Origin of the sequence: Kitasatospora sp. NBC_01266 (assembly GCF_036242395.1) — a bacterium.
Classification (GTDB): domain Bacteria; phylum Actinomycetota; class Actinomycetes; order Streptomycetales; family Streptomycetaceae; genus Kitasatospora.
In genome coordinates, this window is record NZ_CP108458.1 from 926,832 (window position 1) to 939,706 (window position 12,875).

The 12,875-nt window shown below is 73.2% G+C and carries 13 protein-coding genes; 3 read left to right on the forward strand and 10 right to left on the reverse strand.

All coding sequences use genetic code 11. The features are described from left to right. Positions 1-23 precede the first annotated feature (23 nt). Positions 24-1,514, forward strand: a complete 1,491-nt coding sequence (locus OG403_RS04135; RefSeq protein ID WP_329561492.1) for a glutamate synthase subunit beta — start codon at positions 24-26, stop codon at positions 1,512-1,514. 10 nt (positions 1,515-1,524) lie between these two features. On the opposite strand, the gene OG403_RS04140 is transcribed toward OG403_RS04135, so the two are convergent. Further along, positions 1,525-2,427, reverse strand: a complete 903-nt coding sequence (locus OG403_RS04140; protein ID WP_329561493.1) for a hypothetical protein — start codon at positions 2,425-2,427, stop codon at positions 1,525-1,527. A 269-nt stretch (positions 2,428-2,696) separates the two neighbouring features. Between OG403_RS04140 and OG403_RS04145 the strand changes: the two genes are divergently transcribed. Both OG403_RS04145 and OG403_RS04150 read left to right on the forward strand, forming a co-directional pair. Further along, the gene (locus OG403_RS04145) at positions 2,697-3,785 is read left to right on the forward strand and encodes a right-handed parallel beta-helix repeat-containing protein (protein WP_329561495.1); all 1,089 of its coding nucleotides are present in this window, start codon (positions 2,697-2,699) and stop codon (positions 3,783-3,785) included. An 88-nt stretch (positions 3,786-3,873) separates the two neighbouring features. Beyond that, a complete protein-coding gene (locus OG403_RS04150; RefSeq protein ID WP_329561497.1) occupies positions 3,874-4,905 on the forward strand; it encodes a methyltransferase in 1,032 nt (343 codons plus the stop codon). Between the two features lie 68 nt (positions 4,906-4,973). On the opposite strand, the gene OG403_RS04155 is transcribed toward OG403_RS04150, so the two are convergent. The 9 genes from OG403_RS04155 to OG403_RS04195 form a co-directional block, all read right to left on the reverse strand. Next, entirely contained in the window at positions 4,974-6,380 is a 1,407-nt protein-coding gene (locus OG403_RS04155; RefSeq protein WP_329561498.1) for an acetyl-CoA carboxylase biotin carboxylase subunit, read from the reverse strand. 63 nt (positions 6,381-6,443) lie between these two features. Further along, the gene (locus OG403_RS04160; protein ID WP_329561500.1) at positions 6,444-7,028 is read right to left on the reverse strand and encodes an acetyl-CoA carboxylase biotin carboxyl carrier protein; all 585 of its coding nucleotides are present in this window, start codon (positions 7,026-7,028) and stop codon (positions 6,444-6,446) included. Then, positions 7,025-8,740 (reverse strand): acetyl-CoA carboxylase, carboxyltransferase subunit beta, encoded by a 1,716-nt coding sequence (gene accD, locus OG403_RS04165; RefSeq protein WP_329561502.1) that lies wholly within the window; start codon positions 8,738-8,740, stop codon positions 7,025-7,027. Before accD ends, OG403_RS04160 begins: the two co-directional genes overlap by 4 nt. Positions 8,741-8,777: 37 nt before the next feature. Then, positions 8,778-9,110 carry a TcmI family type II polyketide cyclase gene (locus OG403_RS04170; protein ID WP_329561504.1) on the reverse strand — a complete coding sequence of 111 codons (333 nt, stop codon included), beginning with the start codon at positions 9,108-9,110 and terminating at the stop codon, positions 8,778-8,780. 19 nt (positions 9,111-9,129) lie between these two features. Further along, positions 9,130-9,615, reverse strand: coding sequence for an SRPBCC family protein (locus tag OG403_RS04175; protein WP_329561505.1), 486 nt, complete (start codon positions 9,613-9,615; stop codon positions 9,130-9,132). 1 nt (position 9,616) lies between these two features. Continuing rightward, complete coding sequence (locus OG403_RS04180; RefSeq protein ID WP_329561506.1) at positions 9,617-9,877, reverse strand: acyl carrier protein; 261 nt, start codon at positions 9,875-9,877, stop codon at positions 9,617-9,619. A 48-nt stretch (positions 9,878-9,925) separates the two neighbouring features. Continuing rightward, positions 9,926-11,182, reverse strand: a complete 1,257-nt coding sequence (locus OG403_RS04185; protein WP_329561507.1) for a beta-ketoacyl synthase N-terminal-like domain-containing protein — start codon at positions 11,180-11,182, stop codon at positions 9,926-9,928. Next, complete coding sequence (locus tag OG403_RS04190; protein WP_329561509.1) at positions 11,179-12,447, reverse strand: beta-ketoacyl-[acyl-carrier-protein] synthase family protein; 1,269 nt, start codon at positions 12,445-12,447, stop codon at positions 11,179-11,181. The genes OG403_RS04185 and OG403_RS04190 overlap by 4 nt, the downstream gene beginning before the upstream one ends. Beyond that, positions 12,444-12,872, reverse strand: coding sequence for a cupin domain-containing protein (locus tag OG403_RS04195; RefSeq protein WP_329561510.1), 429 nt, complete (start codon positions 12,870-12,872; stop codon positions 12,444-12,446). Before OG403_RS04195 ends, OG403_RS04190 begins: the two co-directional genes overlap by 4 nt. Between the last annotated feature and the right edge of the window lie 3 nt (positions 12,873-12,875).

Below are 12,875 nucleotides of genomic sequence, written 5' to 3' on the forward strand. Positions count from 1 at the left end.
ATCAACCTCGACGGAGGCCGCCGATGGCCGATCCGCAGGGCTTCCTGACCACCCCGAGCCGGCCCAGGGCACGTCGCCCGGCCGGGGCCCGGGTGGCGGACTGGAACGAGGTCTACCAGGGGCAGAGCCTGCTGCCGATCATCGGCGGGCAGGCCGGGCGCTGCATGGACTGCGGCATCCCGTTCTGCCACGACGCGTGCCCGCTGGGCAACCTGATCCCGGACTGGAACGACCTGGTCTTCCGCGAGGACTGGCAGCGGGCGGCCGACCGGCTGCTGGCCACCAACAACTTCCCCGAGTTCACCGGCCGGCTCTGCCCGGCGCCCTGCGAGAGCGCCTGCGTGCTGGCGATCGACTCCGACCCGGTGACCATCAAGAACATCGAGATCACCATCGCCGAACGCGCCTGGCAGCTCGACCGCGAGCGCCCGCTGCCCCCGCTCGACCCCTCGGGCCGCAGCGTGGCGATCATCGGCTCCGGCCCGGCCGGCCTGGCCTGCGCCCAGCAGCTGACCCGGGCCGGTCACCGCACGGTCGTCTACGAGCGGGCCGACCGGATCGGCGGCCTGCTCCGCTACGGCATCCCGAACTTCCGCCTGGAGAAGCACTATCTGGACCGGCGGATCGAGCAGCTGAGCGCCGAGGGCACCGAGTTCCACACCGGCGTCACGGTCGGCCGCGACATCTCCACCGCCGAGCTGCGCGCACGCTGCGACGCCCTGGTGATCGCGGTGGGCGCCACCCGCTGGCGCGATCTGCCGGTACCCGGTCGGCAACTGGCCGGCGTCCACCAGGCGATGGAGTACCTCCCGCTCGCCAACCGGGTGGTGGAAGGCGACTTCGCCACCCCCGCGATCGACGCCGAGGGCAAGCAGGTGGTCATCGTCGGCGGCGGCGACACCGCCGCCGACTGCCTGGGCACCGCGCTGCGCCAGCACGCCGCCGCCGTCACCCAGCTCGACATCAACCCGCGCCCGGGCGAGCGGCGCGCCGCCGGCCAGCCCTGGCCCGTCCACCCCAGGACCTACCGGATGACCACCTCGCACGAGGAGGCCGAGGCCCTCACCCGCACCGCCGCGCAGGCCGGTGCCGACGCCCGGATCTTCTCCGCCGCCACGCTGCGCCTGGACGGCGACCCGCACGGCCACGTCACCGCCCTGCGCCTGGCCGAGGCCGAGCCCGTCGACCGCCGGCCCCGCGCCGGCACCGACCAGCTCATCCCGGCCGACCTGGTCCTGCTCGCGCTCGGCTTCGACGGCCCCGAACCGGACAGCCCGCTGCTGCACGACCTGGCCCTGCACCTCACCGCCGAGGGAGCCATCGCCCGCGACGAGCAGTTCGCCACCCACCAGGACGGCGTCTTCGTCGCGGGCGACGCGGGCCGCGGCCAGTCCCTGATCGTCTGGGCCATCGCCGAGGGCCGCTCGGCGGCCGCCGCCGTCGACCGCTACCTGACCGGCGCCACCGCGCTGCCCGCCCCGATCACCGCTGCGGACCGCCCGCTGGCCCTGTGACGGCCGGCGCTCACTGCAAGGTGACGATCCGGTGCATACCGAGGTCGGTGTGCGAGAACCCGAGCAGCTCGTCGGGCACCGTGTCGAGCAGCGCGTAGCTGCCCGGCTGCAGGCCGTGGGCCTGGATCGAGGCGCTGTGGTCCGGCGACAGGACGCCGAGGCCGGTGGCCGGGCCGGTGAACGGGGACTTCGGCTGGTGGCCGGCGGCGGTCCCCGCGAAGTAGATCCGCAGGTCGTCCTCGGTGGTGCCGGGGACGACCGGCCGCAGCTGCAGCTCGTGGAGTTCGGCGGACTCGTTGTGCACCAGATAGGCCAGGTGCGCGTGGTCCACGTCCTCGGTCTGGAACCGGGGGCCGTTCGACTCGTCCCGTTCGATCACCATGCCGTCATCGAAGCGGGCCTGGTTGGCGCTCTGCCCGTTGGTGCCGACCAGGTCCAGCCGCTTCATCACCGGGTGGGCCGGGTCCGCCTGGAAGGCCGTCAGGTCCAGCAGGTAGACCGGGCCCGGCGCGATCTCCTCGGTGAACTGCTCGTGCACGTCCTTGGTGACCAGCGCGCCGCCCAGCGCCTCGGCCTCGCCGCGGACCGCCCGGATCCCGGCCGCCGCGGTGGGCCGGTCCTGGCCGAAGGAGCCGGCCAGGTCGTGCAGCACCTGGTCGATGGTGACGCCGTCGTGCGGGCGCAGCAGCTGGAGCTGGCGCCCGGCCGGGTCGTCGGTGGCGACCCGGAAGCTGACCAGACCGCCCTTCTGGCTGTCCGGCGCCTGGATTCCGGCGGAGTTGAAACTCACCTCGATCGGGTGGTCCTCGGGCGAGGCCGCGTGGGCCTGGCACGTTCCGCCGACCGCCGCGGTCAGCGTGACGGCGGTGACCGCCACCGCCCTGGTGGCACGGCTCAGCAACTGCTTCGACATCGGAGTCCTCTCGACGCGTGGGTGGTGCACGATCGATCCCCTGCCGGGTCGCCGCTCCAGCGGCTGCGACGCAGAGATGAACCGATCGGCCTACCGGAGCACCGGTGCGCAGCGTGAGCACGAGTGGCGCGCGGTGATGAGCGCCCATAGCTTCGGGTCAACGGACACGCGCAGCCGGGCATCGAGCGCGGCGTCGCCGGCGGACTGCGACCCGGTCCCCGCCGCTGAGCACGGAGACTCCTTGCCAGGGTCCTGGAAAGCAGGAACTCATGCTCACACGACTGCCCACCCGGCGGGCACGCCAGCTGGCCGGCGCCGCCGTCGGCCTCCTCCTCGGCCTGGGCAGCGCGTCACCCGCGCACGCGGCGACCGGCCGCACCGTCCACCTGGTCCACCCGGGCGAGTCGATCCAGCAGGCCGTCGACAGCGCGCGGCCCGGGGACACCGTCCTGGTCCTCCCCGGCAGCTACCACGAGAGCGTGCAGCTCACCGCCTCGGAGGTGACCCTGCGCGGTTCGGGCCACCAGACCGTGCTCAGCCCCGCCCCCAGCACCGCCGACCGTCCCGCCAACGCGTGCGCGCAGGCGGGCGCCGGCATCTGCGTCACCGGATCGGCGGACCGTCCGGCCACCGGTGACCGCGTCGAGTCGCTCACCGTCTCCGGCTTCACGCAGAACGGGATCTCCGCCTCGCAGACCGACCGGCTGACGGTGCGCCACGTGCTCGCCGAACGCAACGGCGTGGAGGGCATCAGCCAGGAGAAGTCCACCCGGGGCTCCTTCAAGGACAACGTGTCCAGGGACAACGGCGAGGCTGGCATCTTCCTGGCGAACATCGCGGACGGCAAGGGCGGCGCGATCGACACCGGGGGCACGGTGATCAGCGACAACCAGCTCTCCGGCAACCGGATGGGCGTGGTGGTCCGCCGGCTGCGCGACCTCACCGTCGAGCACAACACGATCACCGGCAACTGCGGCGGCGTCTTCGTGGTGGGCGATGACGACCGGCCGCGCACCGGCGCCCTGAGCGTCACTCACAACCGGGTGAACGCGAACAACAAGTACTGCCCGCCCAGCGACAAGCTGCCGTACATCCAGGGCACCGGCATCGTGCTGACCGGTGTCGAGTCCACCCGGGTGACCCACAACGAGGTCGACGGCAACGTCGGCGCCGCGCCCATGTCCGGCGGAATCGTGCTGTTCCTCAGCTACAACGGCGGTCCCAGCGCCGACAACACCATCAGCGGCAACGTCGCCACGGGCAACGGCCCGGCCGACCTCGCCGACCGGGACGGCGGGCCTGGCAACGCGTTCACCGGGAACCGGTGCCAGGTCTCCCAGCCCGCGGGTCGGTGCTGAGCGGTCGGCAGTCGACTCCCACCGACCGCCGCGCTCTGCCCAGGCCCCCCGAACCCATGACGAGAGATACGAAGAGATTGGCGGCGCCATGACCACCGCTCCCTCCACCGCCGCACCCGCCGACATGCGGTTGCGCGAACTCGTGTTCGGCGCGGCCTGTGCCGCGGCCGTGCGCGCGGCAGCCGGCCTGAGGGTCGCGGACGCCCTCGGTGACACCCCTGCCACGGCCGAGGAACTCGCGACGACTCTGGACATCGAGCCGCGGTCGTTGGCAAGACTGCTGCGGGCGCTGTCCTGCTACGGGATCTTCGCCGAGACCGAGGACGGCCACTACGCCCACACCGAGATGTCCCGGCTGCTGCGCGAGGACGCCCCCAACAGCCTGCGCTACATCGCCCTGTGGTGCACCGCACCGTGGACCTGGGAGGCCTGGCCGCGCCTGGACGACGCGGTCCGCTCGGGCGAGAGCGTCTTCCCCGGCCTGTACGGCAAGGAGTTCTTCGACTACCTGCACGACGACGCGACGGACTCGGCCCGGGTCTTCGACAAGGCGATGACCCACTCCAGCCGCCAGTCCGCGCACGACATCGCGGCGTTCGTCGACCTGACCGGCGTGACCACCGTCGCCGACATCGGCGGCGGCCAGGGGCACGTGCTCGCCGCCCTGCTGGAGCGCTACCCGCAGTTGCACGGCACCCTGCTCGACCTGCCCGCGGTGGTGGCCAACGCCGATCCGCGCCTGCGGGAGGACGGCGCGCTCGCCTCGCGGGTCCGGCTGGTGCCGGGCGACTGCCGCACCGAGGTCCCGATCCAGGCCGATGTGTACATCATCAAGAACATCCTGGAGTGGGACGACGACAGCACCCGCCGTACCCTGCGCAACGTGGTCAAGGCCGCGCGCCCCGGCGCCCGGGTGCTGGTGATCGAGAACCTGGTCGACGACAGCCCGTCCATGCGCTTCACCACGGCGATGGACCTGCTGCTGCTGCTCAACGTCGGCGGCGCCAAGCACTCCAAGGACAGCCTGCTGGCGCTGATGGCGGAGGCCGGCCTGGCGATCGGCGCGGTCCAGCCGGTCAACTCCTACCTGCACGCCTTCGACAGCACGGTCACCGGATAGCACGGTCACGTGGAGACGGCGGCGCCGGCACCCTGATCGGTGCCGGCGCCGCCGTCTCCACGTGAGGCTCAACTCACCGCGGCGCGCTCCTCGGTGGCCGCGCGCGCCGCTTCCACCAGGCGGCGCGCCTCCTCGAGCCTGCTGCCGACCAGTCCCGTGGTGTGCCGGGCGGCCCGGAAGAGCGGGTGTGCGAGCGTCTCCCGCAGGAACCCGAGGGTGGTGCGCACCCCGGCGCCGGCGATCTGGAACTCGCCCAGCGCGCGGTCCATCCTGGCGATCGCCTGGTCGCGGTCCGGCGCCCAGACCGAGGTCTTGGCCAGCAGGGAGTCGTAGTCGGGGCCGACCCGCCAGCCGGGGAAGGCATGCGTGTCGACCCGGACGAAGGGGCCGCCCGGTGGCACGAACTCGGCCAGCAGACCCGGCGCCGGGGCGAAGTCCCGATCCGGGTCCTCGGCGTTGACGCGGCACTCGATCGCCACCCCGCGGATGCCGACCTCCTCCTGGCGCACCGAGAGCGGCAGCCCGGCGGCGATGGTGATCTGCTCCCGCACGATGTCGACCCCGGTGACCAGTTCGGTGACCGTGTGCTCCACCTGCAGCCGGCAGTTGATCTCCATCAGGTAGAACTCGTGATCCGGCGTCAGCACGAACTCGAAGGTACCGGCCCCCACGAACCCCACGGCCGCCGCACCGCGCACCGCCGCCGCCCGGATGGCCTCGCGCAGCTCGTCCGGCAGGCCCGGCGCCGGCGACTCCTCGATCAGCTTCTGGTGCCGGCGCTGCACCGAGCAGTCGCGCTCGCCCAGGTGGATCACCGAGCCGTGCGTGTCGCAGAGCACCTGCACCTCGACGTGCCGCGCGTCCTCGACGAACCGCTCCAGGTAGAGGCGGTCGTCACCGAAGACCGCGCGCGCGTGGGCCTGCGTCTCGCGGTAGGCGAGCCGCAGGTCGTCGGCGTCGCGCACCACCGCCATGCCGCGCCCACCGCCACCGGCGACCGCCTTGAGGATCACCGGATAGCCGACCTCCCGGGCGAGTTCCTTCGCCTCGGCCGCCGAGGTCAGCGCGCCGGTACTGCCCGGCAGCACCGGCAGCCCGGCCCGCGCCATCACCGAGCGGGCCACGGCCTTGTCACCGAGCTGCTGCATCACCGGCGCCGGCGGCCCGATGAAGACGATGCCGTGCGCCTCGCAGATCTCCGCGAAGTCCGGGTCCTCGGACAGGAATCCGTAGCCGGGGTGGATGGCCTGCGCCCCGGTCTGCCGGGCCGCCTCGATGATCGCCGGCACGCTGAGGTAGCTGTTCTTCGACGGCGGCGGGCCGATGTGCACGGCCTGGTCGGCGAACCGGACCACCGCCGAGTCGCGGTCCGCGGTCGAGTACACGGCCACCGTCCGGATACCGAGTTCGCGGCAGGCGCGGGCCACCCGCAGCGCGATCTCCCCACGGTTGGCGACGAGGACGGTCGAGAACATCGGGCTCACCTCGGTGGTCGGGACGGCCGGACAGACCCTGAACGCCGAACCGGCGCCGGATCCTCAGGATGGGTCGCCGTCGGCGGCCACCGGCTCCAGGGCGATCAGGCGCTGGTCGAACTCCACCGGATGCGCGTTCGGCGTGAGGACTTCCACGACCCGGCCGCCGACCTCCGAGGTGATCATGTTCATCATCTTCATGGCCTCCAGGACGCCGACCGGCTGCCCCGCCTGGACCAGGTCGCCGACCCGGACGAACGGCGCGGCGTCCGGGTCACCGGCGTGGTAGAAGGTCCCCACCATCGGAGCGCGGACGTAGCTGAGCGCGTCCGACGCTTCGGCATCCGGGCCGGCTGCCTGCTCGTCGCCCGCCACGGCGATCAACGGCGCGGGCGCCGCGGCGCCGGCGGCCGGCTCGGGCCACTCGATCTCCACGACGGTCTGCCCGTCCTGCAGGCGGATCCGCCGGGGCAGGACGGGGGTGGCCTTGGCCAGTCGCGCCACGTTGCGGCACACCTCGTCCAGCGCCACGCCGGTCGAGGGCAGCGGCCGCACCGGCTTGGGCGCGTCCGCATCCCCGTCCGCCCGGCGGTCGCCCTCGCGACGCTCGCCCGCGCGGCGTTCCCACTCGGCACGTTCTGGCTTCACAGGGCCCCTCCTTCAGCACTCGGGTCGCGGTCGAGGCCGAAGCGGTGGAAGCGGACGCTGCGTTCGCGGAGCAGCCGCTGCGGCTCCCAGGACTCCAGCTCCTGCAGGGCGGCGGTCACGGCAGCCCCCAGCAGCGCGGCAGCTTGCGGGTGATCCGTGTGCGCGCCCTCTGGTGGCTCCGGCACGACTCCGTCCACGATACCGAGGCGGAGCAGTTCCCTGGCATCGACACGCAGGGCCGCCGCCGCGGTCGGCGCCGCCTCGGCGTCCTTCCACAGGATGGCCGCGCAGCCCTCGGGACTGATGACCGAGTAGATGCCGTTGGCGCAGACCAGCACCCGGTCGGCGACGGCCAGCGCCAGCGCGCCGCCGCTGCCGCCCTCGCCGGTGACCACCGCGACAATCGGCACCGGCAGCCGGGCCATCAGCCGCAGGTTCTCGGCGATCGCCACCGCCTGGCCGCCGCGCTCGGCGTCCGGCCCGGGGTTGGCGCCGGGCGTGTCGATCAGCGTGACCACGGGCACGCCGAGCTTGGCCGCCATCCGCATCAGCCGGGCCGCCTTGCGGTAGCCGCCGGGGCTCGGCATGCCGAACTTGCGGCGCTGGCGTTCCAGCAGGTCGTTGCCGCCCTTCTGATGCCCGATCAGCATGATGGTGCGTCCGTTCAACCGGCCCGGCCCACCGACGACGGCGGCGCAGTCCTCCGCGATCCGGTCGCCGTGCAGCTGGTGGAAGCCGTCCAGCAGATGCGCGGCGTAGTCGAGGGTGGTCGGCCGGTCGGGATGGCGGGCCAGGCGCACGGCCGCCCAGGCGTCGGTGCGCGGCAACTCCTCGGCGTTGCGCAGGATCCGGTGCTCCTGCTGACCTGCCGGGGCCGGGGCCTCGGCGGCGCCGGGTCCGATCGGGGCCTGCAGGCCGAGCAGTTGGGCCAGCGTCGCGCGCAGCGCGGCCCTGGGCACCACGTCGTCCACCAGCCCGTGGCCGAGCAGGAACTCCGCGGTCTGGAAGCCCGGCGGCAGGCTCTCGCCGATGGTCTGCTCGATCACCCGCGGCCCGGCGAAGCCCAGCCGCGCGCCCGGCTCGGCGATGATCACATCGGCGAGCGTGGCGTACGAGGCCGCCACCCCGCCGTAGGTCGGGTCGGTGATCAGCGAGAGCACCAGGATGCCGGCCTCGTCCAGCTCGGCCAGTGCCTGGCTGGTCTTGGCCATCTGCATCAGGGAGAGCACGCCCTCCTGCATCCGCGCCCCGCCCGAGGCGGTGATCAGCAGCAGCGGGATCCGCAGCCGCAGGCTGGTGTGGGCCGCCGCGGTGATCAGCGCGCCGACCCCGCAGCCCAGGCTGCCGCCGAGGAAGCGGAAGTCCATCGCGGCGACGACCACCGGGCGGCCCTCGATGGTGCCCTGGGCGCAGAGCACCGCCTCGCGCAGGCCGGTCGCGGCCTGCGCGTCCGACAGCCGCTCCGGATAGGGGCGGGTGTCCACGAAACCGAGCGGATCGCTCAGGCACTCGACATGGTCGAGCGGCTGCGCCGAGCCCGGATCGAGCAGTTGGTCCAACCGCTGCTGCGCGGTGAGCCTGGCGTGCTCACCGCAGTCGGGGCAGACCTGCAGCGCCCGGCTGAACCGCTTGCCGTAGATGAGCGTGACGCAGCCCTCGCACCGGACCCACGGGGGCCCCGGCGTGGCCGACGGATTCTCTGCCTCGATCACGAGGGTGTCCTTCCAACAGACTGCCGGGGCAAGACGGTCACGCGGTGGTGCCGCGCTCCCAGCGGTAGAACTCGCGGGCCATCGCGTCCTTCGGCTCGCGCCAGGTCTGCGGGTCGTAGGCCTGGACGTACGCGGCGAGCCGCTCGCTGACGGTGCGGAACTCCGGGTGGCCGGTGAGCTTGGCGACCCGGGGGCCGGGCGGCTCCTCGGCCTCGATCAGATGCAGGTACAGGTCACCGAACTGGAAGAGGCTGCGGCCGGTCACGCCGATCAGCTGGGGCAGTTCCCCGCGGTCGGAGTCCGCGAAGGTGGCGGCGATGTCGGGGGCCGCGTCCGGCTTCATCCGGGCGACGATCAGAGCGCGGTGCATTAGTGGTTCTCCTCCGGGCTCAGCGGGGCAGGACCGCGGGGTCGCCGAGGCCCGCCTCGCGGGCGTGCTGTTCGACCTTGTCGCGGATGAGTTCCATCTGGATCTTGGAGTTGCGGTTGATGTGCTCGGTCATCCCGGCGTCGTCGACCGGCGCGGTGGGCTTCATGGCGAAGTCCTGGATCCAGCGCATCGAGGTGCCGCCGTTGACCGCCTGGTACTGCCAGCGGATGTTCATGTGCTCGAAGGGCCCGGTCTCCACCCGGCGGGCCAGCACGGTGCGCGTCGCGCGGTCGGCGTGGCGCTCGGAGACCCAGCTCCAGACCTTGCCGTTCTCGTCGGGGTGCATGGTCAGCCGGAAGGTGACCTTGTCGCCCGCCCGGTCGATCACCTCGACCGAGGCGTACTCGCTGAACAGCTGCGGCCAGCGCTCCAGGTCGTTGGTCAGGTCCCAGGTGAGGTCCAGCGGGGCGGCGATCAGGATCTGGTTGTCGGTGTGTCCGGTCATCTCAGGCTCCAGCGGTGAGTTGGTCGTTGACGAGGTCGAGGAAGTCGCCCGGGGTCTTGCAGAGTTCGGGCTCGTTGCCGATCGTGTGGGCGTAGCGGTTCTCCAGCTCGGCCACGATGCCGAGCAGGCCGAGCGAGTCGAGGCCGAACTGCTCGAAGGGCGTGTCGGGCCGGCTCGCCATCTCCTCGGGATCGACCGACAGACCCGCCCGCCCCTTCATCAGGGTGGCGAGTTCGTCGAAGGTCACGGGTCCGGTGGTCATCGGGAATCTCCTTCGGTCGGGGTGGTGTGACGGGGGGTCAGGCATCGGTCAGGGCCGCTCGTCGGCGCCGCGGCGCAGCACCAGCGCCGCGTTGCAGCCCATCAGGCCGCGGCTGAGCACCAGGGCGGTGCGCAGCGGGAGGCGGCGGGCGTGGCCGGTGACCAGGTCCAGGTCGTGGCGCACCTCGGTGATGTTCGGCGTCGGCGGCACCACGCCGTGCTCCAGGGCGAGCACCGCCGCGGCGACGTCCAGCGCCGAGGCGGCCGAGTAGGCGCGGCCGAAGCCGGTCTTGGGCGCCGTCACCGGGACGTCGGCGGCGTGCGGGCCGAGCGCGTCGGCGATCGCCAGCGCCTCGGCCTGGTCCGCCGCCGGCACGCCCAGCGCGTCCGCGAAGACCACGTCGATCTCCTCGGCGGCGCAGCCCGCGTCGTCCAGCGCGCCCTGGATCGCCCGGGCCAGGCCGTGCCGGGACCGCTCCCAGCCGTCGGTGCCGGTGAAGGTCGCGGCGTGGCCGGCCACCTCGGCCCGGATCCGGGCGCCGCGGCGGCGGGCGGCGGCCTCCTCCTCGACGACGAACATCGCGCCGCCCTCGGCCGGCGAGAAGCCGCAGGCCTCGTCGGTGAACGGGAGGTAGGCCCGCTGCGGGTCCTCGGCCAGGCTGAGTTCCGGGTAGCCGAGCTGGCAGACCACCGAGTAGGGGGCGAGCGGCGCCTCGGTGGCGCCCGCGACCACCGCGTCGGTGCCGTGCCGGATGGTCCGGGCGGCGTGCGCGAAGACGTCCAGGCCGCCGGCCTCGTCGTTGGCCAGCACGCCGCACGGTCCCTGGAAGCCGCCGCGGATCGAGATCTGGCCGGTGCTGGCGGCGTAGAACCAGGCGATCGACTGGTACGGCCCGACGAAGTGCGGCCCCTGGCCCCACAGCCGCTGGAGCTCGCCCTGGCCGAACTCGCCGCCACCGGAGCCGGCCGCGGTCACCACGCCGATGCCGAACGGCGCACCCGGGTCGGTGCTCAGCTGGGCGTCGGCGAGCGCGAGTTCGGCCGCGGCCATGGCGAAGTGGGTGAACCGGTCGGTCTGGACCAGGTAGCGGTCCTCGATCAGGCCGGCCGGGTCGAAGCCGCGCACCTCACCGGCCACCCGCAGCGGCAGGTGGGTGCAGCCCTCCCGGGAGACCGGGCCGAGCGAGGCGCTCCCCTGCTGCACCGCCTTCCAGAAGGCGTCGGTCCCGATGCCGCCCGGCGCCACCACGCCCATGCCGGTGAGCACCGCCCGCCGCTGCCCGGGCTGCTGCTCCGCGCCGCTCATGCCGCCCTCCCGTCGGCCTGGGTGAGGACCACCGCGGACTGGAAGCCGCCGAAGCCGCTGCCGACCGAGAGCACGGTGCGCAGCCGGGCCGTACGGGCGGTCCGCGGCACGTAGTCGAGGTCGCACTCCGCGTCCGGGGTCTCGTAGTTCGCGGTCGGCGGCACCACGCCGTGGGTGAGCGCCAGCGCGCAGGCGACCAGTTCGATCGCGCCGATGGCACCCAGCGAGTGGCCGACCATCGACTTGATCGAGCTCATCGGCACGGCGTACGCGTGCTCGCCCAGCGAGCGCTTGACGGCCGCCGTCTCGTGCCGGTCGTTCTGCTTGGTGCCCGAGCCGTGCGCGTTGACGTAGTCCACCGCGGTGGGGTCCAGGCGGGCCTGGGCCAGCGCCCGGTCGATCGCCTCCGACATCTCCCGGCCCTCCTGGGTGAGCCCGGTCATGTGGTAGGCGTTGCCGAAAGTGGCGAAGCCGCGGATCTCGCAGTAGATCCGCGCGCCACGGGCCCGGGCGTGCTCGAACTCCTCCAGCAGCAGCACGGCGGCGCCCTCGCCCAGCACGAACCCGTCCCGGTCGGCGTCGAACGGGCGGGAGGCGTGGGCGGGGTCGTCGTTGCGGGTCGAGGTCGCCTTGATCGCGTCGAAGCAGGCCACCGTGATCGGGGAGATCGGCGAGTCGGAGGCGCCGGCCACGATGATGTCCGCTTTGCCCTCCGCGATGGCGTGGAAGGCGTGTCCGACCGCGTCGAGACCGGAGGTGCAGCCGGTGGAGACGGTCTGCACGGGGCCGTGCGCGCCGATCTCCTCGGCGACCTCGGAGGCGAGCGCGCTGGGCGAGAAGGCCCGGTGCAGGTGCGGTCCGGCACCCCGGTGGTCCACGTCCCAGCGGTCGCCGGAGGCGCTGACCGCCACGTAGTCGTGCTCCAGGCGGGTGGTGCCGCCGACGGCCGAGCCGAGTGAGACCCCGACCCGCCAGGGGTCCTGCCGGTCGAGGTCGAGCCCCGAGTCACGGACCGCCTCACCGGCCGCCGCCAAGGCGAACTGCACGTACCGGTCGGCCCGTTCGACCCGGTCCGGCTCCAGACCGCAGGCCAGCGCGTCGAAGTCGCACTCGGCGGCGATCCGCGAGCGGAAGCCCTCGGGGTCGAAGAGCGTGATGCCCCGGGTCGCCGTCTGCCCGGAGGTGAGCAGCTCCCAGAAGGCCGGCACGCCTATCCCGCCGGGAGCCACCACGCCCAGCCCGGTGACCGCCACCCGGCGCGTCATGTCCTCGCCCCCGTCGCGTCCTGGGTCGGTTCGGCGGCCTGGGTGTCCTCGGTGTCGACGTGGCCGAGTTCGGGGCGGGGGGCCAGCGGGCCGAGGTGGAAGACCATCCGGGCCTCGGTACGGCCGACGTTGCGGAAGCGGTGCCGGACCTCGCGCGGGATCATCAGGCCCTGGTCGGGCCGCAGCGGGTGGGCGACCCCGTCCAGGTCCACCTCCAGGGCGCCGCTGACCACGAAGACGAACTCCTCGGAGTACGGGTGGTAGTGCTCCCCGATCCGCTCACCGGGCTGGACGATGGCCAGCCCCATGAAGCCGCTGGTGGCGCCGACGCTGGTCGGGGTGAGCAGGGCGCGCAGGTCACCGCCGCGGCGGCGGTTGGGCTGGGTCTCGTCGAGGTGCACGATGCGTACGGGCTGACTGGTCACGGG